This window comes from Massilia polaris (genome assembly GCF_012927275.1).
Taxonomy (GTDB): domain Bacteria; phylum Pseudomonadota; class Gammaproteobacteria; order Burkholderiales; family Burkholderiaceae_D; genus Telluria_A; species Telluria_A polaris.
On record NZ_JABBGG010000004.1, the window covers coordinates 70,615 to 95,039 of the forward strand.

Sequence of the window (24,425 nt, forward strand, 5' to 3'; positions counted from 1 at the left end):
TCATTCCCTTGTGCGCGTTGCTTGAAGGCCAAGTATAAGCGCCGCCGGGCTGACCGATATTTTTTTGCTACGGAACGGTCGCCAGCGCGGCCAGCGACTTGCGCACCGAGGCCCGCACGAGGTGGAATTCGTCGGCGCGCGCCTGGCGGTCGAGGCGGAACAGCATCAGCCCCTCGACCTGCGCGACGATCAGGATCGCGCGCTGCATGGTCTCGTCGTCGCCAATGCCGGGCGCCAGTCCGCGGATCAGGTGGAAGATGGTCTTGCGTTCGCGCGCCATCATCTTGTCCATCAGCCGCGACGCAAATTCGTTGCGCGAGGCCAGCGCCCAGATTTCGAAGAAGATGGCGTGCGTCACCGGGTCGGTGATCTCGTCGAGGAACATGTCGACCGTCGACAAAAAACGGTCGATGCGCGATTCGCTCTGCATCGCCGCCGAAATCTCGTCGATCTTGGCCTGGAACACGTCCATCGTGTACAGCAGCACCGCTTCGAGCAGCGCATCCTTGCTCTGGTAATAGTGCTGTACATTCGACAGGCTGATGCCGACTTCGCCGGCGACGCGCCGCATCGACATCCCGGCATAGCCCTCGGCGGCCAGCACGATGCGCGCAGCCTGCAGGATTTCGTGCGCGCGCCCCAGCCCCTTGCCTGTCGTGTTCGACGGCTTGTGCTTGAGTGCGGTGGCGAGCGAGGCGGGCATGGGCCGGATTATCTCATGCTGCTTGGAAAAATAGTACGACTGACCTATAATCGTCGCGATAGGTCGCGCGACCTAATCCACTATTCAGGAGACTTCGATGAGCCGCAACGTTTATGTAACCGGTGTGGGCATGATCCCGTTCGCCAAGCCGGGCGCCAGCGCCCCCTACGACGAGATGGGCGCGCTCGCCGCCCGCCAGGCGCTTGAAGACGCCGGCCTGGCCTACGACGACATCGAGCAGGCTTACGCCGGCTACGTCTACGGCGACTCGACCAGCGGCCAGAAGGCCCTGTACAAGGTCGGCATGACCGGCATCCCGGTCGTCAACGTGAACAACAACTGCTCGACTGGATCGACCGCGCTGTTCCTGGCGCGCCAGGCGATCGCCAGCGGCGCGGCCGACTGCGTGCTGGTGCTCGGCTTTGAGCAGATGAGCCCCGGCGCATTGGGCTCGGTGTTCAACGACCGCCCAAGCCCGTTCGATCCGTTCGATGCGGTCACCGATGAACTGGTCGGCATGCCGGACATCCCGCTGGCGCTGCGCTACTTCGGCGGCGCCGGCCTGTCGCACATGAAAAAGTACGGCACCCCGTTCGATGCGTTTGCGAAGATCCGCGCCAAGGCCAGCCGACACGCCGCCAACAATCCGCTGGCGCTGTTTAAGAAAATCGTGACGCCGGAAGAAGTGCTGGAGTCGCCCGCCATCTGGCCGGGAGTGATGACGCGCCTGATGGCATGCCCGCCTACCTGCGGCGCCGCCGCAGCCGTGCTGGTGTCGGAAGACTTCGCGAAAAAGCGCGGCCTGAAAACCGACGTCTACATCGCTGGCCAGGCCATGACCACCGACCGCCCAAGCACCTTCGACTCGCACGACATGATGCGCGTGGTCGGCTACGACATGAGCCGCGAGGCCGCGCAGAAGGTGTACGCGCAAGCCGGCATCGGTCCCGCCGACCTCGACGTCGTCGAACTGCACGACTGCTTCGCCCACAACGAGCTGATTACCTACGAGGCGCTGGGCCTCTGTCCTGAAGGCGGCGCCGACAAGTTCATCACTGAAGGCGACAACACCTACGGCGGCAAGGTCGTCACCAATCCGTCGGGCGGCCTGCTGTCGAAAGGCCATCCGCTCGGCGCAACCGGCCTGGCGCAGTGCTACGAACTGACCCACCAGCTGCGCGGCAGCGCGGGCGCGCGCCAGGTTGACGGTGCGCGCGTCGCGCTCCAGCACAACCTGGGCCTCGGCGGCGCCTGCGTCGTCACCATGTACCGCGCGGCGTGAGCACCATGGAATACACCTCGCCATGGATGAACGCGGAGCTGGAAGGCTTCCGCGATGCCGTACGCCGTTTCGTCGAGACCGAGATCGTGCCGAACCAGGAGCATTGGCGCAAGCAGCAGCACGTCGATCGCGCCGTCTGGCACAAGGGCGGCGAGATGGGCATCCTGCTGGCCGACATCCCGGAACAGTACGGCGGCTCGGGCGGCAGCTTCGCGCACCAGTCGGTGGTGTTCGAGGAACTCGGCTACGCGGGCGACATGGCCTTTGGCATCCACGTGCATGCGATCGTCGCGCACTACATCCTCAACCAGGGCACTGAAGAACAGAAGCTCAGGTACCTGCCGAAGCTGGCCAGCGGCGAGATGGTCGCGGCCATCGCAATGTCCGAACCGGGCGCCGGCTCTGACCTGAAAGGCATCCGTACGACAGCCATCGCGGGCGACAGCGGCTACAAGGTCAATGGATCGAAGACCTTCATCTCGAATGGCTACCTGGCCGACCTGATCCTGGTCGTGGTCAAGACCGATCCGGCAGCGGGCTCCAAGGGCGTGTCGCTGCTGCTGCTCGAGACGAAAAACAATCCGGGCTTCCGCGTCGGCCGCATCCTCGAAAAAGTAGGGCAGAAGGGCCAGGACACCTGCGAGTTGTTCTTCGACGATGCCCATGTGCCGCTCGGGAACGTGCTGGGCGGCGTCGAAGGCAAGGGCTTTGCCCAGCTGATGACGGAGCTGCCGTACGAGCGCACCATCCTTGGCGTGGCCGGCGTGGCCGCCATCGAACGCGCGCTGAAGCTGACGCTCGAACACACCAAAGAGCGCAAGGCCTTCGGCCAGGCGCTGTTCGACATGCAGAACACCCGCTTCGTGCTGGCCGAGATCAAGACCGAGGCGACCATCGCGCGCATCTTCATCGACCGCTGCATCGACGACATGATCACGGGCCGCATGGACACGGTACAGGCGTCGATGGCGAAGTACTGGATCTCCGACCTGCAATGCAAGGTCATCGACCAGTGCGTCCAGCTGTTCGGCGGCTACGGCTACATGCTCGAGTATCCGATCGCGCAGATGTACGTGGACGCGCGCGTCCAGCGCATCTACGGCGGCGCCAATGAGATCATGAAAGAAATCATCGCACGTTCACTGTAGGGAGCACACCGCATGGCTGGACCGCTGGCTGGGGTAAGGGTCGTCGAAATGGTGGGACTGGGGCCGTGCCCCTTTGCCGCCATGATGTTGGCCGACATGGGCGCCGAAGTGATACGCATCGACCGCAAGGCCGCGCCGGCCGCCGCCAACCCGTTCCCCATGCTGGGCACGAAGTACGACGTGATGGCGCGCGGACGGCGTTCGCTCGCACTCGACCTGAAAAATCCGGAAGGCATCGAGGTGCTGCTTGGGCTGATCGACAAGGCCGACGTGCTGCTGGAAGGATTCCGCCCCGGGGTGATGGAGCGACTCGGCGCCGGACCTGAGGTGTGCCACGCGCGCAACCCGAAACTGGTGTATGGGCGTGTCACCGGCTGGGGCCAGGACGGCCCGCTGTCGCAGGCCGCCGGCCATGACCTGAACTACATCGCCCTGACCGGCATGCTGCGTGCGATGGGCCGCGAAGGCGAACCTCCGTCGCCGCCCCTGAACCTGGTAGGCGACTTCGGCGGCGGCGCGATGATGCTGGCCTTCGGTGTTGTCTGCGCGGTGCTTGAATCGCGCAAGTCCGGAAAAGGGCAGGTGGTCGACGCCGCGATGACCGACGGCGCGGCGCTGCTCGGCGCGATGATGTACGGCTTCCGCGCGCATGGTTCGTGGGGGCTGAAGCGCGAAGCCAACCTGCTCGATGGCGGCGCGCCGTTCTACGATACCTATGGCTGCGCCGATGGGAAGTTCATCTCCATCGGATCGATCGAGCCGCAGTTCTACGCGTTGCTGCTGCGTCTTACCGGCGTGACCGACCGCGCATTCAACACGCAGATGAAGCGCTCGGAATGGCCGTCGCTGAAGAAAAAATTCGCCGCCATGTTCGGGACGCGCACGCGAGACGCGTGGTGCGAGCTGATGGAGGGAACCGACGTGTGTTTCGCGCCGGTGCTCGACATGGACGAGGCGCCGCGGCATCCGCACAACCGCGCGCGGCGCACCTTTGTTGAAGTCGATGGCGTGACGCAGCCAGCACCGGCGCCACGTTTCAGCCGCACCGCGCCTGAACTGGACGTGCCGCCGGCGGCCCCCGGCCAGCATGGGGCCGACATCCTGGCAGACTGGGGATGGCCGCAGGAAGCGATCGCCGGTTTGCGGGAACGCGGCGCGATCGGCTAACCAGCGCATCCAAGCGCGTGGCGGCCAGCGGGCAGTTGTGATAAATACTATGTATTACTCAACCAAACCGCGGGGGCTATATGGACGGATTGTTGCGTGCGGGCCCGCTGGGCGCATACGGTGCAGAACAGTTGCTCGACGCCGGGGCGATCCCCGGGCGCGACCTGTTCGTCGTCGCCAAATGCCTGGTGCCGACCGACGCCTATGTGTTGCAGGGCTGCCTGGTCGCCTCCGGCATTCCCGCCGTGGTGGCGGATGCCAACCATGTGCAGGCCGACCTCCTGATGGCGCCCGCGCTGGGCGGCGTGCGCATCCTGGTGCCGGCCGCCCACCTGGAGGATGCCACCCAGGTCCTCGACGCCTTCGAGCGCGGCGTCTATGCGCTGGAGGATGACGCCGACGTCGGCCAGCCCGAATGACCAAGGAAATCGAACTGCGCAGGGCGAAGCAGCTGGCGCTGGCCTTCCTGGCCGGCGCCGTGGCGCTGTTCGTCGTCACGCTGTTCCTGCCGCGCGTGTGGTGGGCCGAGCTGCTGGCCGCGTTTTCCGAGGCGGCGATGGTTGGCGCGCTGGCCGACTGGTTCGCGGTGGTCGCGCTGTTCCGGCGCGTGCCGATCCCGGTGGTCTCGCGCCACACCGCGATCATCCCGAAGAACAAGGAGAAGATCGCCGACAACCTCGCGCTGTTCGTGCGCGAGAAATTCCTCGATACCGAGTCGATCGTCGGGCTGGTGCGGCGCCACGATCCTGCTGCGAAAGTAGCGACCTGGCTGGCGCTGCCCGAGCATACGGAGCAGCTGGGCAGCTACCTGGTCAAGCTGGCGTCCGGCCTGCTCGACTTCATCGACGACGCGCCGGTGCGCAGCTTTATCAGCCGCGCGATCCGCTCGGCGATCGGCACGGTCGACCTGTCGCGCACCGCCGGCGTGGTGCTGGAAGCGCTGACGCGTGACGGCCGCCACCAGGCGCTGCTCGACGCCGGCATCGGCCAGCTCGCCACGGTGATGAGCAGCGAGGAGACCCAGGGCTACATTGCCGACGGCATCGTCAACTGGCTCAAGGATGCGTATCCGTTCACCGAAAAAGTGCTGCCGTCGGAGTGGTTGGGCCGCAAAGGCGCCGAGGTCGCGGTGGCCACCGCCAACCGCATCATCAACGACATCCACAACGACCCGCAGCACCCGGTGCGCGTCAACTTCAACCGCTTCACCGCCGAATTCATCGAACGCCTGCAGGCCGATCCCGAGTTTGTCGCGAAGGGCGAGGAAATCAAGCGCCACCTGCTCGACGACGAGAGCATGAACGCGTATATCGGCGCGCTGTGGGACGACCTGCGCGAATGGATCCGCAAGGACCTGCACAGCGAAGACTCGGTGCTGCATCGCCGCGTGGTGGGCGCCGCCGCCTGGGTCGGCAAGGTGCTGCAGGACGATCCGCGCCTGCGCCAGTCGCTCAACGACCACCTCGAAAACGCGGCGCGCGGGGCCGGCCCGGAGTTCGCCGAATTCCTCACGCGCCATATCGCCGACACCGTCAAGAACTGGGACACCCGCGAGATGTCGGAGCAGGTCGAGCTCAATATCGGCAAGGACCTGCAATTCATCCGCATCAACGGCACCATCGTGGGCGGGATGATCGGCGTGCTGCTCTACCTGGTGTCGCACCTTGCCGCGCTGGCAGGCGCTGCGTCGTGATGCGGCACGCCTGTACCAGGTAGGCGAAAGGGACTACGCCGTCGAGTCCGCTGATATACTCCTGCCATTGAATCTCCGGCAGGCCAACATCGCATCCATGATTTCCGAACAATCCGACACCGACCACCTGCCGCGCCGGCGCCAGGCCATGCGCGCCGCGCTGGCTGCCGCGCTGCCGCTGGCCTTGCCGTCGCTGGCGCATGGGCGCGCGCCGGCGCCACTGGTGGTCGGCGGCCTGCCGGTGACCTGCAACCTGACCTTGCCGGTCACCTGTATGGCGAAGGCCGCTTCGCTCAGGCAGGGCGGCGGCCAGCCGGTCGGCTTCGAGTATTCAAAATACAGCGGCTGGGCGGAGATCAAGGAATCGCTGATGACCGGCCGGATCCAGGCCGCGTACATGCTGGCGCCGCTGGTCATGGACCTGGTCGACCACCGTATTCCGCTCAAGGTCGTCTCGCTCGGCCATCGCTCCGGCGCGGTGATCATGGTGCATACAAATTCGGCCTACCGCAAATTCAGCGACCTGCGCGGCAAGCTGATCGCGATCCCGAGCCGCTTCGCGGTCGACTACCTGTTCCTGCGCAAAATGCTGGCGAGCGCGGGGATGACGGCGAAGGACGTCGAGATCATCGAAATGCCGCCGCCCGACATGCCGGCGGCGCTGTACACCCGCACCATCGACGCGTACTGCACCGGCGAGCCGTTCGGCGCCGCGGCCCAGCGCGCCGGCTACGCGCGGCCGCTGGCGATGACGCGCGACCAGTGGCGCAACTACATCTGCTGCGTGCTGACCGTGCGCGAGGACCTGATCCGCGACCACCGGCCGCTGGTGCAGGACCTGGTGAACCACGTGCAGGCGGCCGGCAGATGGCTCGACGCCGGCGCCGCCAACCGCGAGAAGGCGGTGCAGATCGCCGCCGGGCGCAGTTTCTTCAACCAGAATCCGAAGATTTTGCGTTTCGTGATGGACAATCCGGAAGACCGCGTCACCTACGGCGACCTGCGCATGCTGCGCGCCGAGTTCGACGACCTGATGAAGCTGTCGCTCGAAGCGCGTACGCTGAAGCGCCCGATCGCCTTTGAGCGCTACGTCGACGAGAGCTTCGTGAAAAACCTGAAACCTGTCGCCATTCCGCTCTGAGTCCTGACCATGTTCAAATCCATCCTTGTCCTCGCTGCCTGCCTGCTGTGCGCCGCCGCCGGCGCCGCGCCGATTGCCGGCCTCAAGTCCGGCCTGTTCGAACCGCCCCGCGTGGCACCGGTGATCGGCCTGCAGGGCAGCGACGGCAGCGCGTTCGACCTTGCCAAATACCGCGGCAAGGTGGTCGTGCTGGAGTTTGGCTACACCCACTGCACCGAGGTCTGCCCGGTCTCGCTGTACGCGCTGGCGCAGGCGCGCAAGCTGCTTGGCGCCGACGCGGCCAACTTGCAGGTGGTGTTCATCACGGTCGATACGGAGCGCGACAGCGTCGCCCGCCTGCATGATTACCTGGCCCAGTTCGACCCTGGATTCGTCGGCGTCACTGGCAGCGCCGGCCAGGTCGATGCGGTACTCAAGGCCTACGGTATCGTGGCTGCCAAACGGATGATGGGAGGGAGCAAAACCGACTATATGATGTCCCACTCGTCCTACCTGTATTTCGTCGACACGCGCGGCATGCTGCGCGCGATGATGCCGTTCGGCCGCCCGGCCGCCGAGATCGCGCATGACGTCCAACTGCTGTTGCGTAACTAGATGGCGATGATGCGCAGCTTGCGGCGCCATCCAGCCGCATGGTCATTGGCCGCGTGCCTGGCGCTGGCGCTGGCGTGGGCCGCGCTGGCGCCGCCGCATGCCGCCACGCGCGACCGGCTGTTCGAGATTCCGAAGGGTACCTGGGAGCGCCGCATGGCCGGCGACAAGGTCGAGATCCTGCCGTCGGTGGTGAAGCTGACGCTGGGTGTGCAGGACGTACTATTGCTGCGCAACAGCGACACGGTGCCGCAGCAGTTCGGCCCGGTGCTGATCATGCCCGGCCAGGATTTCCGGCTGCCGTTCGACCAGGTGTCCGAGAACCAGTTCGCCTGCACCGCGCATTCCAGCGGGCAGATGACGGTGTCGGTGTTGGCCTTGCCCGATCGCGGCTGGGATCGGCTGAAGTGGCGGCTTGCCACGCTGCGCCATTTTTTAATAGAGCAGTCACCCGGATAGGCCGCTAGTGGAAAAACTGAAACAGATATTACCCCCGGTCGCGCTGATCGCCACCGTGCTCGCCGCGTGGTGGATCATCGTGGTGCAAAGCGAAAGCGTGATTTTCCCGACGCCGCTGCAAGTGCTCGCCGGCACCATGGAACTGGTTGACGACGGCACGCTGTGGACGCACATCGGCAACTCGCTGTTCCGGGTTGGCTGCGGCTTCCTGGTGGCGGTGATGGTGGCCGTGCCGATGGGTCTGTGGATGGGGCGTATCGACGGCGTGTTCCGCACATTCAACCCGATTTTCCAGATCCTGCGGCCGATCTCGCCGATCGCGTGGATCCCGCTGTCGATCCTGTGGTTCGGCGTCGGCAACGTGTCGCCGATTTTCCTGATCTTCATCGCCTCGGTATTTCCGCTGATCGTGCAGACCGCCGCCGGCGTGCACACGATCGAGCGGCGCTACCTCGATGCGGCCGAGAACTTCGGCGTCTCGCGCGCCATGCTGTTTCGCCGTGTCGTCATGCCGGCGGTGCTGCCGGAGGTGGTGACGGGCATGCGCATCACGCTCGGCGTCGCCTGGCTGGTGGTGGTGGCCGCCGAAATGATCGCGCCGCGCTCCGGCCTCGGTTACCTGATCATCGACTCGCGCAATGCCGGCAACCGCTACGACCTGGTGATCGCCGGCATGATCATCATCGGCCTGATCGGCCTTCTGCTGGACGGCGCCATGCGGCTGCTCGAAGGACTCAACTCGGTAAGGTGGCGTTATGGCCGATAAGATCGCCGTCAACGGCGTCAAGAAAAGTTTCGTATCCGGCAAGCAGTCGCTGCCGGTGGTCGGCGGCGTCTCGTTAAGCGTGGCGGACGGCGAGTTCGTCGCCATCGTCGGGCCGTCCGGCTGCGGCAAGTCGACCTTGATGAAGATTGTGTCGGGCTTCGAGCGGGCCGACCAGGGTGAGGTGCTGATCGACGGCGTGCCGCTGCTGCGGCCGAACGCGAAAGGCATCGTCATCTCGCAGCATGGATCGGTGTTCCCGTGGCTGACCGTGCAGGAAAACCTGATGTTCGGCCTGAACGGCGACGGCCACGGCGACAAGGCGGCGCTGGCCGATCACTACGCCGCGATGGTGGGGTTGAAAGGGTTTGAGAACAGCTATCCGCGCGAACTGTCCGGCGGCATGCTCAAGCGCGTCGAGATCGCCCGCGCGCTGGTGGTCAAGCCCGAGATCCTGTACATGGATGAGCCGTTCTCGGCGCTCGACGCGCTGATGAACCTGCGCATGCGCACCGAGCTGCTGCGCATCCTGCAGGAAGAGCGCCACACCGTGCTGCTGATTACCCACGATGTCGAGGAAGCGCTGTACCTGGCCGACCGCATCATCGTGCTGTCGCCGCGCCCGACCGTTATCCAGGCCAGCTTCGCGGTGCCGCAGCCGCACCCGCGCAAATTGTCCAGCCCGGAGTTGCAGGTGCTCAAGGATGCGATCCTGGCTGAGCTGGGACTGTAACGGTTTCCGGCCTAGAAACAATAAAGGCCCGAGGCGGCCTTTATTGCGTGTTGTTATGCACGGCGAACAGGTCTAACGGCCGGCAGTGCGCTCGCCCGACAAGATCGTCCTTTCGCGATGACTCGACCATGCGCTTTCAAAGCGCAGCAAATCGTGATCGAAATAGCGATTAGGACGATCCAGGAAAGCCGTATGCGCAATTTCGCATTACCGCTGCTCAGGACCTCGCCAACGCTCTCGAGTGTGCAGCACAAGTCAATGCTCGGAATCTCTGACTAGCCCCCGTCGGGCAGCAAATTCGCTAGGAGCAATGAACTCCTATGCGCGCAGCATATGAGTGCCTTAGGCATACAAAATTCACAAAACTATATATTTCCCACGTAATATGTGAAAAACTATTGCGCATGGGCATCGATCGTTATGAAGAAAATTTTAGAAAAACTTGGCGGACGACTAACTGAAGGCAGCTTATGAATCTGGATGATTTTCTTACGGTCAATGAAAAACATTACCGTGAGTGTGTAGACGTTGTGGAAAAAGACTTTGTCGCCAAAAACTTGAACGGCAAGGTCCGTTATCATCATTTGAAGTTCAATGGTAATGGCGTTCCAATGGTTGAGGCACTTGCGGAAGTACTTTATGACTACATAATAGATTATTGTTTGTCCGCGAAAAGTAGAACCTCTCCCCTCACCACCGTTCAGTCAACGCGCTTAACGAAGGAAGCCCGAAAACTATTTAGGCGGCCAATCGTTACCGAAGACGATCCAGATGAAACAGGCGAGGCTGGTGAAGCGTTACTGTTTTTTTTAATTGAATCAGTCTTGAAAGCGCCGCAAATGGTCGCAAAGATGGAATTGAAAACCAATCATAAAGATGAAGTGAAAGGGTCCGACGGCATACATGCTGGATGGAGCGAAAGCGAAAAAATAGTAGACTTCTATTTCGGAGAATCAAAATTATACAAAGATGTAAATTCTGCAATTTCTGCTGTCATAAAAAGTGTAAATAGTTTTCATGATAACGAAATGTACAAGCACGAATTAATTATGGTGACGAAGTATTTTAAATACGCAAATGAGAAAATTCAAGAAGAAATTTCTGAATTGATCCAACGTGGGGAGCCCGGTCCAAACGCCAGACTTAACCATGCTTGTCTCGTGGGATACGACTGGAAAAAATACGGCGACCTCAGCAAAGAAAAGCTACATGAGGACTTCATCTCGTGCTTGATGTTGGACGCTGAGAAGATTGTCTCAAGCTTGGACAGCAAATTTGAGAAATTCGAAAAGAAACATCTCCGCTTTGAATTCTTCTTTCTGCCCTTCCCCTCAGTTACTGATTTCCGAAATTCTTTCAACGCGGCTCTAAGTTAAAATGGAAAATTTGTCACATGGGTTTGCAGCCGCTTATGAGAAGCTTTTACGGGCAAGCGCAACTATCTACTTGCGTACCGATCAGTATGATTCTTGCAGACTTTCAAAGTCTGAACTCTCAACTCTAATCAGTTCTGCTTCTATCGCATCATTATCTAGCGCGCCAAAGCTACAATCTTTATCGTATGAGATATGTAGTCGGATTATCGAGCTTCATGGGGAAAATGATCCTGCGATAGTTATGAGCGCCGATATGATCTTGTCGAGAATTGGAAATTTTCCAGGGCGACAGCTGCTTCGTGAAAAATTCCACGCATCAAGCGATTCGATTATTCCGATTCCTTTAGCCATGGAGCGATTGGTCCGTGAAATAGAGAACAGTATCAGTGTAAACGTAACACTTACAGATTTTCAATATAAGCTTTACGAAGATCTAAAAACTAATAAGTCGCTAAGTGTCTCTGCGCCGACCTCAGCAGGGAAATCGTTTGTCTTGAATCTCGATTTAACGCGGCGACTCCGATCTGCGGCCGGACAATGCATTATATATGTGGTGCCGACGCGTGCCTTGGTTGCTGAGGTCACTGGACGTATTCGTGCCACGTTGCGTAGCGAGAACATGCTTGATGTAATTGTGCGAACTGCGCCTTTTCCTGTTGTGAATATCGAGAAATTCAACGGTGTTGTATTTGTGCTTACACAGGAGAGACTGCTGAGTCTGTTATCTGCATCAAAAGCGAAAACGCCAATTTCGCTTTTGATTGTTGATGAGGCGCATGAGTTGCAAAAAGGGAAACGGGGGATTTTACTGCAAAACTCTATCGATTTGGCACTTGCTCAATCACCACAAGCTGACGTGTTCTTCGCTAGCCCCCTAATTAAAAATCCTGAATATTTTCTTCACGTTTTTGCAAGGGCAAATAGCGGCAATTCGTTTACCGAAGAAATATCTCCAGTTTCTCAGAATATTATATTAGTCTCGCCGGTATCGGGAAAGCCGAAGCAAGTAGAAATTTCGATTTCAGTCCAAGACACGAATGTTCGTGTGGGTAGGGCAGAACTTGAATTTAGGTTTCGCGATTCGGTTTCCCAACAAAAAGCGAAATTTGCGGCGTCGATCTGTAGAGATGGGGAATCTGTAATTATCTTCGCGAGTAGTGCTTCGGATGCCGAAAAATCCGCCGTGTGTCTTGCTGCGAATTTAAATAATTTTGAAGCATCTGACGAAATACTAGATTTTGTGAAATTTTTGAGATCAGAAATTCACCCAGATTATGTTTTGATAGAATCGTTATTGAAAGGTGTTGGATTTCATTACGGAAATATGCCGTCCATTGTTCGAACAGGCGTCGAGAGATTCTTTAAAAACGGTCAGATAAGATACCTTTGCTGTACAAGCACCTTGCTCCAAGGGGTAAATCTACCAGCAAAGCATATTGTTATTCACGACCCGCATCTTGGTCAAGACCCAATGATGCGCCCAGACTTTAGAAATCTCGCAGGGCGTGCCGGTCGCTTGCTGAAAGAATTTCATGGCAACATTTGGTGTATTCGACCGCAGGAGTGGGATGTTAAATCTTTTGCGGGCGAAAATTTACAGGAAATTACAAGCGCTATGAGTAGCGTTATGACCGACGGTGGCACGATCATTCAAGCGATAACAAATGCGGCGACGGAAGATATAGATAAAGATTTAGCGGATGCGGCATATAGTAGGTTGTATCATGAGTTACGCGAAAACAGTGATTCTCATGCAAAGATTATTGAGCTTTATTCAACCCCAGAAAATATTAAGGTTCTTGAAGAAAACATCAAGAGTCTAAAAGCTCTGCCCATTACAATACCGGGTGTTATCTTGGACTCGCATCGATCTTTGCGGCCTGATCTTTTGCAGATTTTATACGAAAAAATCCAAGCTGTGCCTAGAATGGATGAATTGATATTAATAAATCCTCACGAATCCGGTGGAAAGTTGCGTATGACAAAAGCGATTTCTATGATTCATGATGCATTTAATATAAATATGACGGAATTGCAAAATAGGTGGATTTGTAATCTGGCTCATGACTGGGTCTGGGGTAAACCGATCGGCGAAATTATAAAGTTCAGAGTGGACTTTGTTCAATCGCGGGATCGTGACGTCTCAGTTTCACAAGTTATCAGGGATTTACTCCAGGCAATCGAGAAAGAAATTCGCTATAGCTTGGTAAAATATTTTGGTGCATATGAAGATCTATTGAAGCTTGCTTTAGAGAATTTAGGTGACAAGCAAAAGGCTTCTTCCGTTTCACCCTATCACGTCTACTTGGAATTCGGATCTTCAAATTCAGTTACTTTAGGTTTGATGGCACTCGGACTTTCTAGATTTACGGCCATTAAGCTCACGTCCGTGATCAACTGGGGTGAGGCGAAGGAGCCGGAGGAACTTCTCGCCAAAATTCGGCGTTTGCGAACTAGTTCCCTTGGGCTGCCGAAGGTATGTCAATTAGAAGTCAATGAGATACTTGGTATCGATTGAATTTTGTTTGTGCATGCAGAACTATAAAATTATGACAAGAGCAATAGAGTTAAATAATGGCCGTTTCTGGAGAACCTTTGGTGAGGTCGCTAAACACTTCAGTGACATGCTCAGTCGCTACTCGCCTGGTGATGAGGTAACGGATTCCAAAGATCACGAGGACCTTTGTGCGCTTTTGAGCAGATATGATTCGATTTTAGACCGTGATCGGCCGTCAAAAATCGGATGCGGAATAAAATATTTCACAAAAGAACATAATACTGACTTCAGCTGGTCATCAACCGGGTTTTGGGTACATCGGAATGATGGGTCGAGTTGTGACTTCAGTCTCAAAAAAGCATTAGGACCTCTTCCGGAAAAATAGCGCTCGTGTTGCGCCCGTGGAAATTTTTGTGACGCTGGCAGAATCTGTTATTTGAAGTTGTGGAATTCCACCTTATCTAGATAGTCGGCATACTCTTGAATTATGATCATTCGCTTTTGCAAAAACGCTGCGCTGTTGTAGACATCCCGGTAGGTTCTTAGAGCGCCACACCGTGTTGTTGATTACCCACAATGTCGAGTAAGCGCTGTACTTGGCCGACCGCATCATCGTGCTGTCGCCGCGCCCGACTGTCATCCAGGCGAGCTTCGCGGTGCCGCAGCCGCACCCGCGCAAATTGTCCAGTCGGGAGATGCAGGTGCTGTAGGATGCCATTCTGGATGAGCTTGGGCTGTAACGCGAAAAGACTGGCTCAGCATGGATTGACACGGGGCCGCCTGAACTTGCGCGGGAAGTCGTTTCCGACACTGCCGGGAAGGGCGAATCAAGCCTTACGCCAGTGCTCAAGATTTTCTGCTGAGGAAGGGGCCGAATCGCCTTTTCTCTGTTGCCTCGCGTCAAGAACTGGCAGGTTGCATCGTAAAAACTTCGTCGGCGAGGCCAGCCTTGCGCTGCGATTGCACGCAGTATTACAAATGCTTTCGAATGAAACGTTTATCACCTTTCGCGTGCGCGCCTCAGCAAGTAGTCTAATGGACTCGGCACTAGCCAGGACAGCTTGGCGGCGTCCGCGGACCCGTTGCGTCCCTCGCTATCGCTCCGCCCTATTTGTAGGCGTTGAGGCAACTTGCGGGACGGCTCGCCTGGACGAGCACAATTCCATCAAAAGGAGTCTCCCTTGTTCGACCTGAAAAATACCCAACCCGAGACGGTAATCAAAGTAATCGGCGTCGGTGGTGCCGGCGGCAACGCCGTCAACCATATGGCGACCTCCGGACTGGCCGACATCGAATTTATCTGCGCTAATACGGACGCGCAGGCGCTGTCGAATACCCGTACCGACAAGCGAATCCAGCTCGGTGAGAGCGGCCTGGGCGCCGGCAGCGACCCGGTTGTGGGCCGCGAAAGCGCGATTCGCGAACGCAGCGTCATTGCCGACGCGCTCAAGGGCGCGCACATGGTGTTCCTTACCGCGGGCATGGGCGGCGGCACCGGCACCGGCGCCGCTCCCGTGGTCGCCGAAGTGGCGCGCGAGATGGGCATCCTGACGGTCGGCGTAGTGTCGAAGCCCTTCGAATTCGAAGGCGCGCGGCGCATGCGCGTGGCCGAAGAGGGCATCGCGATGCTGGCGAAAAGCGTCGACTCGCTCGTCATCGTCCTCAATAGCCGCCTCGAGGAAGTGCTGGGCGACGATATCACGCAAAAGCAAGCGTTCGCCGCTGCCGACGAGGTGTTGAGCAAGGCGGTTTCCGGCATCGCGGAGATCATCGCCGTGCCCGGTATGATCAACGTCGACTTCGAGGACGTCCGCACGGTGATGCGCCAGACCGGCACGGCGATGATGGGCTCGGCCCAACACTCCGGCGACGACCGCGCCGTCAGGGCGGCCGAAGAGGCAATCTCCTGTCCGCTGCTCGATGGCTCAAACCTGCATGCCGCGCGAGGACTGCTGGTCAACATCGCGGCATCGGAGGAAACGCTGAAACTGCGCGAAACCAAGCTGGTGATGAACGTGATCTGCGCGCAGACCAGCGACGAGGCCATCATCAAATTCGGCGCGGTCTTCGACGATACGCTGGGCGACGCCATGCGTGTGACCGTTGTCGCCACCGGCTTGAACCGGCCCGGCACCGTCTCAACCGGCTCGGCGCAATCGCCGATGTCGCGCTCGGCGCCAGCTGGCTCGCCAAACCAGCTTCGCGGCGGCGGGCTGCGGGAGACGCAAGCGCAGTCCGTCCGGCGCCAGACCGCTTTCCAGGCGGCCGTCCAGGCGGCATCGGCCCAGCAGGCGCTGCGGGCGGGGATGACACCGCGCCAGCCTGCCTCGAACGCCAGCGAGGATGCCCACCGGGTGCTGACGGCGGACACGAGAGGGCAGGGGGCGTGAGGGCTTGTGCCGACGCGCGGAAACGCTCGGCCTGCCAACTGGCAGGCCTGAGTGCCGTGAGCGGCGAATCTGGCGCTGGCGATCGTTAATAGCTAACGAAAGAATCGCCAAACAAAAAAGGCCTGACTCTTGCGAGACAGGCCTTGATTGCGTGTTCTTGGTGGTGATAGGTGGACTTGAACCACCGACCCCAGCATTATGAATGCTGTGCTCTAACCAACTGAGCTATATCACCCGACAGCCGAGCATTATCCAGACTTTCGTCCGGCCTGTCAAGGTTATGCCAAAAATCTGCATTGCGACCTGACTGCTGCGTTCCTGACGAGTGTTCCGTCCGGTCCGTTGGCCAGGTCGTTATTCTAGCAGATTATTACTTGCTCTTGCGGCGGCGTGCGGCGCCCATGCCCAGCATCGCGAGGCCGAGCAGGGCCAGCGAACCCGGTTCCGGTATTGCATTGATGCTCAGGTTATCGACGGTGAGGACCTGGCCTTTGAGGTTGGCGGTACGGAAACCGATCGAGTCGAACGAGTACAGGCCGGACGCGCCTTTGGACAGCAGGTCAGGCGTGGTGAGCGAGTTCATTTCGTAGGCGGTCGGGTTGAGCCAGACGGCGAAGCGGTCATAGCTGCTGCCTTCCTGCGACTTATACAGGTGGCCGTACATGCGATAGCTCTGGCCGGCGACGAGGTCGCTGTCGGTGACGAACGGGCCGCTGGAGCCGGCCGTGCGGGCGAACATATCGTTGGTGCAGGCGCCGCTGGCGTTGTCGCAATTCGACTTCAAGCCCATGTTCGGGCCGCCGATGGACGAACCGAACCACAAGCCGAGGAACACGTTGGTGCCGAGGGTGCCGGTGTACTGGAAAGTGAAGTCGACAATAACATCCGAAGACATTGCTTTATTCAGTTTGCGGGTCGCCGCGACGTTGGCGTCTTTGCGGAACTCAAGCTTGCCATTGTTCACGACCGGCGCGTTGGCGCCAGTGAGACCGGATTGCCATGCGCCGTTCCATCCCTGGCCGCCAGCTTGATTGATGATCGTGCCATTCGTGCCGAACGAATCGGCTGCGGTAACGACAGTGGCGGAAGCGAAGCCGCAGGTGGCGATCAGGGATGCCGCGAGGGCCATTGAAAGAGATTTCATTGGAACTATTTTCCTAAATTAAATAAAATTTATCAATAAGCAATAAGCGTGCCAAAAAGAAAATAGTGTTGATATTCAGGCAGTTGACAATATAGACCCGTGGCGGAGCAGCGCCACTGTAAAGTTTTTCGACATCTGGATGGGAGGCGGACGCGAGCGTGTCCGCCGGGAGAAAACGAAATCAGGCCCGCGGACGGGTTGCCAGGACCGCGTGCAGGATGTCGGTGGCGACGTTCGGGCTGAGGCAATCGATGACGACACGAGCCGGCATCGAACGCAACCAGGTCAGCTGGCGCTTGGCGAGCTGCCGAGTCGCGATAATGCCGGTTTCGCGCAGTTCTGGGCGGCTGATGCGGCCGTCGAGATAATCCCAGGCCTGGCGGTAGCCGACGCAACGCATCGAGGGCAGCGTGGGATCCAGGTCGCCGCGCGCGCGCAGGTGCGCCACTTCGGCCACCAGGCCCTCGTCATCGCGCTGGCCCAGCATCTGGTCGAAACGGGTGGCGATACGCGCGTGCAGGACCGCGCGGTCGGACGGCTCCAGCGCAAACGACAGCAGGTCGAACGGCAGCTCCGTCTTTTCGCGTTTGGCCAGCAGCTCGGACATCGGCCTGCCGCTCAGTTCAATGATCTCCAGCGCGCGGTTGATGCGCTGGGCGTCGTTGGGCGCGAGCCGGTCCGCGGTCGGCGGGTCGAGCGCGCGCAGCTTGTCGTGCATCGCGGGCCAGCCGATGCGGGCCGCTTCCAGCTCGATCCTCGCGCGGACCTCGGCATCGGCAGTCGGAAGGTCGTCGAGGCCGTCGGTGAGGCCTTTAAAGTACATCATCGTGCCGCCAACCAGCAGCGGAAGCTTGCCGCGCGCGCTGATGTCGGCCACCAGCCGGATCGTATCGTCGCGGAACTGGGCGACCGAATAGGCCTCGGTCGGGTCGATGATGTCGATCAGGTGGTGCGGCACGCTCGCCAGTTCGTCGGCCGTTGGCTTGGCGGTGCCGACATCCATCCCGCGATAGACCAGTGCGGAATCGACCGAGATGATCTCGGCTGGTATCTCACGCGCGATCGCCAGCGCCGCCGCCGTCTTGCCGGATGCGGTGGGGCCCATGATGGCGACTGCCAGCGGCTTCATGGCGCCTCCTTGTGCTCGACCAGCCGCACCGACGCGAAGATGCAGACGCCGAGTGCGCACGCGGTTGCGGCCAGCGGGAACAGGGTGCCGTCGAAGGTCGCACCGACGATGGTGCCGACGCCGAACGCGGCCAGCATGACGATCGCTCCCATCAGGCCAGCTGCGGTGCCGGCCTGCTGCGGGAATGGTGTCACGGAGCCCGATTGCGACACAGGGAAGTTAAGTCCGTGCGCGCCCATCGTCAGGAACATCGCAACGACCACCACCGACCAGTGCGCGAACCCGAGCGCGACTGCGCCGAGGAACAGCGCGCCGGCCGCCAGCGACATCGTGCTGCCGATGCGCAGCGTGGCCGATGGGCCGAAGCGCGGCAGCAGGCGGCGGCACACGATGGTGCCGCACAGGTAGCCGGACACGCCGAACGCGAAGCAGTAGCCGAACAACTGGGTCGGCACGCCCAGTACGCGGATCAGCACCAGCGACGAGCCGGAGATGAAGGCGAAGATCGAGCCATACGACAGCGCGCCAGGCAGCACGTGCGCCCAGAATGCGCGCGAGCCGAGCACGTGGCGGTAGTTCGCCATCAGGCCGCGCAGTTCGGTCGCGCGCGGATTCTTGTGCACGTTCGTTTCTGGCAGCCGCATGATGACGGCGCCGAGCACGATGGCCGACAGGATCGACAGTGCGACGAATGCCGCGCGCCAGCCGAACGCCACTTGCAGGTAGGAGCCGAGGATAGGGCCGGTCAGCGGCGCCAGCGACAGCCAGCTGCTGGCGCGCGCGATGACCCTTGCGCTGTCGGCGGGAGCATAGGCGTCGCGCACGATCGCGCGGGCGATGATGATGGCGGAGCAGCAGCCGAGCGCCTGCATGAAGCGCGCTGCCACCAGCACCTGGATGGTCTGCGCAGAAGCGCACAGCAGGCTGGCCGCGACGTAGAGCGCGAGACCCCACATCAGCACCGGACGGCGCCCGTAGCGGTCCGACAGCGGGCCGATGATCAGCTGCGCGCCGCCGAAGCCGATGACGAATACCGACAGCGTCAGCTGCACCGTGGAGGCAGGCACGCCGAAGACGGTGGCCAGGTTTGGCAGCGAGGCGAGGTACAGGTCCGTCGACAGCGGCTGCAGCATCATGAAGCCGATGATCAGCAGCAGGATCGGGGCGTGGCCGTACTCGGCGAGGGGGCGCGGTGCCGCGCTATGGTCCGACATCATTGGCCGCGCAGGAAAAGCTTGTCGAGCGCGGAGATTTCGAGCTGTACCCAGGTCGGACGGCCGTGGTTGCACTGGTCGGCGCGTTCGGTGCTTTCCATCTGGCGCAGCAGCGCGTTCATCTCGGGCACGGTAAGGATGCGGTTGGCGCGCACCGCCGTGTGGCAGGCGAGGGTGCCGAGCAGTTCATTGCGGCGTTCGATCAGCACGCGCGAGCCGCCAAATTCGCGGACGTCGCGCAGCACGTCGCGCGCCAGCGTCTGGGCGTCGGCATTCTTCAGCAGCACAGGCACCGAGCGCACGGCCAGCGTGGTTGGCGACAGCGCGCCGATGTCGAAGCCAAGCTTGCGCAGCGTGTCCTGGTTCTCCTGCGCGGTTCCCACTTCGACCGCATCGGCGAAGAAGGTGACCGGAATCAGCAGCGCCTGCACCTGCATCTCCTGGCCGTCAACCTGTGCGTCGAGCGCGGTCTTGAGTTGTTCGTACAGGATGCGTTCGTGGGCAGCGTGCATATCGATCAGCACGAGGCCTTTGGTGTTCTGCGCCAGGATGTAGATGCCGTGCAGCTGGGCCAGTGCGAAGCCGAGCGGGTATTCGTCGTTCGACATCGCCTGCGCCGACACCACCGGTTGCGGCATCTGGGTGATGGTTTGCGGCGCGGACGATGCGAACAGGGCGCCGTAGCTGTCGGCGGTTTGGGCGACGCCTGGCGTATCCCAGCGGCTGCCGGCGGGGTAGGGCGACGGCGAGAAGGTCGACATCTGCGCGCCGAACGAGGTCTGTTCGTGCTCGCGCCGCCATGTCGACGTGCCGCCGCCGATATCGCCGGCAGTCAGCGGGGCAGGGACGCTGCCGAACGAGGTGGCGGAAGTTTGCGCCAGTGCGCGCTGCACCGCATGGAACACGAACTGGTGCACCGCGCGGCTGTCGCGGAAGCGCACTTCGATCTTGGACGGGTGGACGTTGACATCGACCAGAGCCGGGTCGAGGTCGAGCGCCAGCACGTACGACGGGAAGCGGTCGCCGTGCAGCACGTCCTGGTAGGCCGCGCGTACCGCGTGCACCAGCAGCTTGTCGCGCACGTAGCGGCCGTTCACATAGAAGAACTGGCCGTCGGCGCGCGCTTTCGAGGCGGTCGGCAGGCCCGCGTAGCCGTGAATGCGCAAGGGGCCGGCGGATTCGTCGATCGGCAAGCGCGCTGCGGCGAAGTCGTTGCCGAGGATATGGGCGCTGCGCCTGGCCATCTCGCACACGTTCCACTGGTCGATCGTGCGGCCGTTGTGCGACAGGGTGAACGACACGTCGGGCCGTGCCAGCGCGATGCGGCGCACGACTTCGGCGCAGTGGCCGTACTCGGTCTGCTCCGACTTCAGGAACTTGCGCCGTGCGGGCGTGTTGAAGTACAGGTCCTGCACGTCGATGGTGGTGCCGAGCGCGCCGGACGATGGGGCGACGGCGCCGAGGTGCGAGCCGACGATCTCCCACGCATGCGCGGCGTCGGCCGTGCGCGACGTGACGCTGACGGCGGCGACGGCGGCGATCGACGCCAGCGCCTCGCCGCGGAAGCCCAGCGTGTTGACGTTTTCGAGGTCGTGCAGCGACGAGATCTTGGACGTGGCGTGGCGCGCCAGCGCGAGCGGCAGCTGCTCGGGCGGTATGCCGCGGCCGTTGTCGGTGATGGCGATGCGTTTGACGCCGCCTTCCTCCAGGCGCACGGTGATCTGGGTCGAGCCGGCGTCGAGTGCGTTCTCGAGCAGCTCCTTGACCACCGCGGACGGTCGCTCAACCACCTCGCCGGCGGCGATTTGGGAGATCAACTGGTCGGGGAGGGCCTGGATGGGGCGGTGTGCGGGAATCGGGGCGTTCATCGGGAAGATTATAGCTTGCGCGTGGGGGTCTGCGCGTGGGGGTCAGGTCTGGCATTCGGACACGGGCTGGGCTGTAGCGCACGCGCTACAGCCCAGCCCGTGTCCGAATGCCAGACCTGACCCCCACGCGGACCCCCACGCGATTTACTTCACCTCGCGCACCGGGATCGGCACGTTGCACAGCTCGACGTGGCCGGCTGCGACCTTGGTCCACGGGCCGCCGCGGTTGCGCTGGGCTTCTACCACTGCCTTATAAGTAGCGGTTTCAGTACGCATCACTTCAAACTTGCTGCGCTCCGCCTCCGGCACGTCGGCGGCGACCTTGAACGCGCCGATCGGCACGTTCAGTTCCGGCTTGTCGTAAAACCCCATCGCGCCGGCGCCGCGCGGGAGCGAGGCCAGCAGCGGCATGCCCGACACCACGCGGCCGACCACCGTGATATTCCGGTCGAGGTGGCGCGGCGCGTGCCCGGTGACGGCGTATAGCGACGAGCCGCCGCCGCTGTCGGCATCGGTGTCGCGCCCGACCCCGACCATGCCGTAGCAGTGCGCCAGCCAGGCCTGCCCGGTCTTCGGATCGCGCGCCGAAGGGAAGCCGTTCGAGTGACCGACCTGCGGCGCATAGCCGTCGACGTCCGGCAGGCGCGTGAAGTGTTTGACGTTCTTCATCGGCGCCGTGAATTCGGCCTTCAGGGTCGCCTTGGCGGTCTTGAACGGACGCGGGTTCTTCTCGTCCGGGTCGCCCCACTGCGCCACCCAGTTGTCCTGCGAGCGGATCACGGCCAGGCCGTCGAAGTAATTGTCGCGCGCCAGCGCCTTGATGTTGGCGACGTGGTTGGGCGCGAAATCGGGCGCCAGTTCGATCACGACGCGGCCGCCCGGCAGGTCCATGTAGACCGTGTTGTCCGGTTCGAGCTGGCGCCAGTCCGATGGCTTCGATGCCTTGACCAGGTCGCCAACGGTCGGCTTTTCGGCCAGCGGCTTGGCGGCGTGGGCCGCCGGCAGTGTCAAAAAGGCCACGGCCGCGGCGCCGGCCAGCAGCCGTGCCTTGTTGTTCGGGTCAATCACGTGCATCCCTTGTCTCCTGTCGGATGTTATTTTTTTCGCCGCCCCTTGAGGCCAGCGCGTGCCGATTGTAATCTGGAATATGGACGACTAGGAAACTTCTGAGCCAGCTCAAGATTCTCCCGCAGTTGTTGGCATTTGGCCGGATTACGGGAAGCCGAGTGATGGTATGATGCGGCGCTACCTTTTAGGAAATTTATGGACCTGATGCAGTTTCTCGACATGATCCTCCATGTCGATAAAACCCTCGGCATGCTGCTCGCCGAGTACGGAATTTATGTTTACGCCGTCCTGTTCGCCATCGTCTTTTGCGAAACCGGGCTGGTTGTCCTGTTCTTCTTTCCTGGCGATACCCTGTTGTTCATTGCCGGCGCGTTCTGCGCCACCGGCGAGATGAACTACTGGCTGCTGATGGCGTTGCTGATCACCGCCGCCGTCACGGGCAACACGCTGAACTACTGGATAGGCGAGAAGGTGGGCCAGCGCGTGTTCACCCACGATTACCGGTGGATCAACAAGGATGCGCTGCACAAGACGCACGACTTCTTCGAAAAGCACGGCGGCAAGACGATCATCCTGGCGCGCTTCGTGCCGGTGGTGCGTACCTTCGCGCCTTTCGTCGCCGGAGTGTCGGACATGACGCACACGCGCTTCCAGTTCTACAACTTCACCGGCGCCACGCTGTGGGTGGTCAGCCTGGTCACCGCCGGTTATCTGTTCGGTAACATCCCTGTCATCCGCGACAACCTGACCGCCATCGTGCTGGTCGGCGTCGGTGCTGCCATTGTCCCGCTCGCCCTCGGCGGCCTGTACAAGTTCGGCCGCAAAATGATGAGCCGTTGAGGTATCGAAACGACACCGCGCGATTTTAATCGCGTGGTTGTTGCCCCTCGGACTCAAGTTTCCTGCGGTATGCGCCGATAAACCAGAATGTAAGCCTACTTTCTGGATTCTCATGCGTAACCTGATCATCCTCTCCGCCTGCTGCTTCGTCATTGCGACAGCCGGCGCGAAGGATCCCCCAGCCAGTCCTGCCGGAGCGTCGGCCGCAGCAACGCCTGCGGCGACCAAGCCGGCGGCGGCTGCACCTGCGCCCGCGCCGGCGGCTTCGAAGGCCGTCGCCCCGGCGCCTGCCAAGCCCGCCGCGCGTCCGCTGAGCGCCGCCGAGCAGCGCGTCATCGAAGAGCAGGCCGAGCTCGACCTGCAGGCCCGCATTGCCGCCCGCATCGCCGAGATGCGCGCCAACCAGCAGCAGCGCGCCGCCGCAGCCGCCAAGGCGCGCAAGGTCACCGAAACGAAAAAGAAGAAGGACGTCGTGGCCGTCAAACCGCCGCCTCCTGCCAACAGCACCCATTGGGCGTACGACGGCGAGTTCGGCCCGGCCAACTGGAGCAAGATCAATTCCAAATGGAGCCAGTGCGGCACCGGCGGCCGCCAGTCGCCGATCGACATCCGCGACGGCATGAAGGTCGAGCTGGAAAAGCTCGCCTTCGATTACAAGCCTTCCTCGTTCAGCGTGATCGACAACGGCCACACGATCCAGGTGAACGTCGCCGGCGGTAATTACCTGACCGTGCAGAACCGCTCGTACGAACTGGTGCAGTTCCACTTCCACCGTCCGTCGGAAGAGCGCATCAACGGCAAGAGCTTCGAGATGGTGGTGCACCTGGTGCACCGCGATGTCGAGGGCAAGCTGGCGGTGCTGGCGGTGCTGCTCGAACGCGGCGCGGCGCACAGCATGATCCAGACCGTGTGGAATAACCTTCCGCTGGAAAAGCACGACACCGTGCAGCCGTCGGTGGTGCTCGATGTGGCCGAGGTGCTGCCGGAGCGGGGCGACTACTACACGTATATGGGATCGATGACCACGCCGCCGTGCACCGAAGGCGTGCTGTGGCTGGTGATGAAGCAGCCGATGCAGGCGTCGCCGCAGCAGATGGCCGTCTTCAGCCGCCTGTACCCGTTCAATGCACGTCCGGTGCAGGCGAATTCGGGGCGGGTGATCAAGGAATCGAACTAAGCACGTCGTTCACGCGGGGCCGCCGAGGCCTGCGCGGGAATG

The 24,425-nt window shown here is 61.0% G+C and carries 22 protein-coding genes and 1 tRNA gene; 16 read left to right on the top strand and 7 right to left on the bottom strand.

Annotation, left to right across the window (positions count from 1 at the left end; all coding sequences use genetic code 11):
* Positions 1-67 precede the first annotated feature (67 nt).
* On the bottom strand, positions 68-703 hold the full coding sequence (locus HHL21_RS08325) for a TetR/AcrR family transcriptional regulator (RefSeq protein ID WP_169464796.1): 636 nt from the start codon (positions 701-703) through the stop codon (positions 68-70).
* Between the two features lie 97 nt (positions 704-800).
* On the opposite strand from HHL21_RS08325, the gene HHL21_RS08330 reads away from it, so the two are divergent.
* From HHL21_RS08330 to ftsZ, 14 genes are all read left to right on the top strand, one after another.
* A complete protein-coding gene (locus tag HHL21_RS08330; RefSeq protein ID WP_169464797.1) occupies positions 801-1,985 on the top strand; it encodes a lipid-transfer protein in 1,185 nt (394 codons plus the stop codon).
* 5 nt (positions 1,986-1,990) lie between these two features.
* Complete coding sequence (locus HHL21_RS08335) at positions 1,991-3,133, top strand: acyl-CoA dehydrogenase family protein (RefSeq protein WP_229496223.1); 1,143 nt, start codon at positions 1,991-1,993, stop codon at positions 3,131-3,133.
* Between the two features lie 12 nt (positions 3,134-3,145).
* Positions 3,146-4,300, top strand: coding sequence for a CaiB/BaiF CoA transferase family protein (locus tag HHL21_RS08340; protein WP_169464798.1), 1,155 nt, complete (start codon positions 3,146-3,148; stop codon positions 4,298-4,300).
* A gap of 80 nt (positions 4,301-4,380) precedes the next feature.
* Positions 4,381-4,719, top strand: a complete 339-nt coding sequence (locus HHL21_RS08345; RefSeq protein ID WP_169464799.1) for a putative signal transducing protein — start codon at positions 4,381-4,383, stop codon at positions 4,717-4,719.
* Positions 4,716-5,993, top strand: coding sequence for a DUF445 domain-containing protein (locus HHL21_RS08350; RefSeq protein ID WP_169464800.1), 1,278 nt, complete (start codon positions 4,716-4,718; stop codon positions 5,991-5,993). The genes HHL21_RS08345 and HHL21_RS08350 overlap by 4 nt, the downstream gene beginning before the upstream one ends.
* A gap of 97 nt (positions 5,994-6,090) precedes the next feature.
* Positions 6,091-7,134, top strand: coding sequence for an ABC transporter substrate-binding protein (locus HHL21_RS08355; protein WP_169464801.1), 1,044 nt, complete (start codon positions 6,091-6,093; stop codon positions 7,132-7,134).
* 9 nt (positions 7,135-7,143) lie between these two features.
* A complete protein-coding gene (locus HHL21_RS08360; RefSeq protein WP_169464802.1) occupies positions 7,144-7,728 on the top strand; it encodes an SCO family protein in 585 nt (194 codons plus the stop codon).
* 6 nt (positions 7,729-7,734) lie between these two features.
* Positions 7,735-8,184 carry a hypothetical protein gene (locus HHL21_RS08365; RefSeq protein ID WP_229496225.1) on the top strand — a complete coding sequence of 150 codons (450 nt, stop codon included), beginning with the start codon at positions 7,735-7,737 and terminating at the stop codon, positions 8,182-8,184.
* Between the two features lie 7 nt (positions 8,185-8,191).
* Positions 8,192-8,950, top strand: coding sequence for an ABC transporter permease (locus HHL21_RS08370; RefSeq protein WP_169464803.1), 759 nt, complete (start codon positions 8,192-8,194; stop codon positions 8,948-8,950).
* A complete protein-coding gene (locus HHL21_RS08375; RefSeq protein ID WP_169464804.1) occupies positions 8,940-9,680 on the top strand; it encodes an ABC transporter ATP-binding protein in 741 nt (246 codons plus the stop codon). Before HHL21_RS08370 ends, HHL21_RS08375 begins: the two co-directional genes overlap by 11 nt.
* A gap of 470 nt (positions 9,681-10,150) precedes the next feature.
* Entirely contained in the window at positions 10,151-11,056 is a 906-nt protein-coding gene (locus tag HHL21_RS08380; RefSeq protein ID WP_169464805.1) for a HamA C-terminal domain-containing protein, read from the top strand.
* A gap of 241 nt (positions 11,057-11,297) precedes the next feature.
* On the top strand, positions 11,298-13,574 hold the full coding sequence (locus HHL21_RS08385; protein ID WP_206085683.1) for a DEAD/DEAH box helicase: 2,277 nt from the start codon (positions 11,298-11,300) through the stop codon (positions 13,572-13,574).
* A gap of 106 nt (positions 13,575-13,680) precedes the next feature.
* Positions 13,681-13,938, top strand: a complete 258-nt coding sequence (locus HHL21_RS22125) for a DUF3223 domain-containing protein (RefSeq protein ID WP_370659693.1) — start codon at positions 13,681-13,683, stop codon at positions 13,936-13,938.
* Positions 13,939-14,734: 796 nt separating this feature from the next.
* On the top strand, positions 14,735-15,943 hold the full coding sequence (gene ftsZ / locus HHL21_RS08400; RefSeq protein WP_169464808.1) for a cell division protein FtsZ: 1,209 nt from the start codon (positions 14,735-14,737) through the stop codon (positions 15,941-15,943).
* A gap of 158 nt (positions 15,944-16,101) precedes the next feature.
* Here the strand turns inward: ftsZ and HHL21_RS08405 are convergent.
* The 6 genes from HHL21_RS08405 to HHL21_RS08430 all read right to left on the bottom strand — a co-directional run bounded on the left by HHL21_RS08405 (position 16,102) and on the right by HHL21_RS08430 (position 22,372).
* Positions 16,102-16,178 (bottom strand) — tRNA-Met (locus HHL21_RS08405).
* A gap of 135 nt (positions 16,179-16,313) precedes the next feature.
* Entirely contained in the window at positions 16,314-17,087 is a 774-nt protein-coding gene (locus HHL21_RS21390; protein ID WP_206085686.1) for a PEP-CTERM sorting domain-containing protein, read from the bottom strand.
* 181 nt (positions 17,088-17,268) lie between these two features.
* Positions 17,269-18,216 (bottom strand): tRNA (adenosine(37)-N6)-dimethylallyltransferase MiaA, encoded by a 948-nt coding sequence (gene miaA / locus HHL21_RS08415; protein ID WP_169464809.1) that lies wholly within the window; start codon positions 18,214-18,216, stop codon positions 17,269-17,271.
* A complete protein-coding gene (locus tag HHL21_RS08420; RefSeq protein ID WP_169464810.1) occupies positions 18,213-19,433 on the bottom strand; it encodes a multidrug effflux MFS transporter in 1,221 nt (406 codons plus the stop codon). The genes miaA and HHL21_RS08420 overlap by 4 nt, the downstream gene beginning before the upstream one ends.
* Positions 19,430-21,298 (bottom strand): DNA mismatch repair endonuclease MutL, encoded by a 1,869-nt coding sequence (mutL, locus tag HHL21_RS08425; protein ID WP_169464811.1) that lies wholly within the window; start codon positions 21,296-21,298, stop codon positions 19,430-19,432. Before mutL ends, HHL21_RS08420 begins: the two co-directional genes overlap by 4 nt.
* A 144-nt stretch (positions 21,299-21,442) precedes the next feature.
* Positions 21,443-22,372, bottom strand: a complete 930-nt coding sequence (locus tag HHL21_RS08430; protein WP_169464812.1) for a peptidylprolyl isomerase — start codon at positions 22,370-22,372, stop codon at positions 21,443-21,445.
* A 189-nt stretch (positions 22,373-22,561) separates the two neighbouring features.
* Between HHL21_RS08430 and HHL21_RS08435 the strand changes: the two genes are divergently transcribed.
* Together HHL21_RS08435 and HHL21_RS08440 are read left to right on the top strand one after the other, a co-directional pair.
* The gene (locus HHL21_RS08435) at positions 22,562-23,206 is read left to right on the top strand and encodes a VTT domain-containing protein (RefSeq protein ID WP_169464813.1); all 645 of its coding nucleotides are present in this window, start codon (positions 22,562-22,564) and stop codon (positions 23,204-23,206) included.
* A 112-nt stretch (positions 23,207-23,318) separates the two neighbouring features.
* Positions 23,319-24,383 carry a carbonic anhydrase gene (locus HHL21_RS08440; RefSeq protein WP_169464814.1) on the top strand — a complete coding sequence of 355 codons (1,065 nt, stop codon included), beginning with the start codon at positions 23,319-23,321 and terminating at the stop codon, positions 24,381-24,383.
* The last annotated feature ends 42 nt before the right edge of the window (positions 24,384-24,425 follow it).

Bases quoted from the DNA above. Each gene is read 5' to 3' on its own strand.
- HHL21_RS08325 (WP_169464796.1), bottom strand. From the start codon at position 703: ATGCCCGCCTCGCTCGCCACCGCACTCAAGCACAAGCCGTCGAACACG.
- HHL21_RS08330 (WP_169464797.1), top strand. From the start codon at position 801: ATGAGCCGCAACGTTTATGTAACCGGTGTGGGCATGATCCCGTTCGCC.
- HHL21_RS08335 (WP_229496223.1), top strand. From the start codon at position 1,991: ATGGAATACACCTCGCCATGGATGAACGCGGAGCTGGAAGGCTTCCGC.
- HHL21_RS08340 (WP_169464798.1), top strand. From the start codon at position 3,146: ATGGCTGGACCGCTGGCTGGGGTAAGGGTCGTCGAAATGGTGGGACTG.
- HHL21_RS08345 (WP_169464799.1), top strand. From the start codon at position 4,381: ATGGACGGATTGTTGCGTGCGGGCCCGCTGGGCGCATACGGTGCAGAA.
- HHL21_RS08350 (WP_169464800.1), top strand. From the start codon at position 4,716: ATGACCAAGGAAATCGAACTGCGCAGGGCGAAGCAGCTGGCGCTGGCC.
- HHL21_RS08355 (WP_169464801.1), top strand. From the start codon at position 6,091: ATGATTTCCGAACAATCCGACACCGACCACCTGCCGCGCCGGCGCCAG.
- HHL21_RS08360 (WP_169464802.1), top strand. From the start codon at position 7,144: ATGTTCAAATCCATCCTTGTCCTCGCTGCCTGCCTGCTGTGCGCCGCC.
- HHL21_RS08365 (WP_229496225.1), top strand. From the start codon at position 7,735: ATGATGCGCAGCTTGCGGCGCCATCCAGCCGCATGGTCATTGGCCGCG.
- HHL21_RS08375 (WP_169464804.1), top strand. From the start codon at position 8,940: ATGGCCGATAAGATCGCCGTCAACGGCGTCAAGAAAAGTTTCGTATCC.
- HHL21_RS08380 (WP_169464805.1), top strand. From the start codon at position 10,151: ATGAATCTGGATGATTTTCTTACGGTCAATGAAAAACATTACCGTGAG.
- HHL21_RS08385 (WP_206085683.1), top strand. From the start codon at position 11,298: ATGAGCGCCGATATGATCTTGTCGAGAATTGGAAATTTTCCAGGGCGA.
- HHL21_RS22125 (WP_370659693.1), top strand. From the start codon at position 13,681: ATGCTCAGTCGCTACTCGCCTGGTGATGAGGTAACGGATTCCAAAGAT.
- HHL21_RS21390 (WP_206085686.1), bottom strand. From the start codon at position 17,087: ATGAAATCTCTTTCAATGGCCCTCGCGGCATCCCTGATCGCCACCTGC.
- miaA (WP_169464809.1), bottom strand. From the start codon at position 18,216: ATGAAGCCGCTGGCAGTCGCCATCATGGGCCCCACCGCATCCGGCAAG.
- HHL21_RS08420 (WP_169464810.1), bottom strand. From the start codon at position 19,433: ATGATGTCGGACCATAGCGCGGCACCGCGCCCCCTCGCCGAGTACGGC.
- mutL (WP_169464811.1), bottom strand. From the start codon at position 21,298: ATGAACGCCCCGATTCCCGCACACCGCCCCATCCAGGCCCTCCCCGAC.
- HHL21_RS08430 (WP_169464812.1), bottom strand. From the start codon at position 22,372: ATGCACGTGATTGACCCGAACAACAAGGCACGGCTGCTGGCCGGCGCC.
- HHL21_RS08435 (WP_169464813.1), top strand. From the start codon at position 22,562: ATGGACCTGATGCAGTTTCTCGACATGATCCTCCATGTCGATAAAACC.
- HHL21_RS08440 (WP_169464814.1), top strand. From the start codon at position 23,319: ATGCGTAACCTGATCATCCTCTCCGCCTGCTGCTTCGTCATTGCGACA.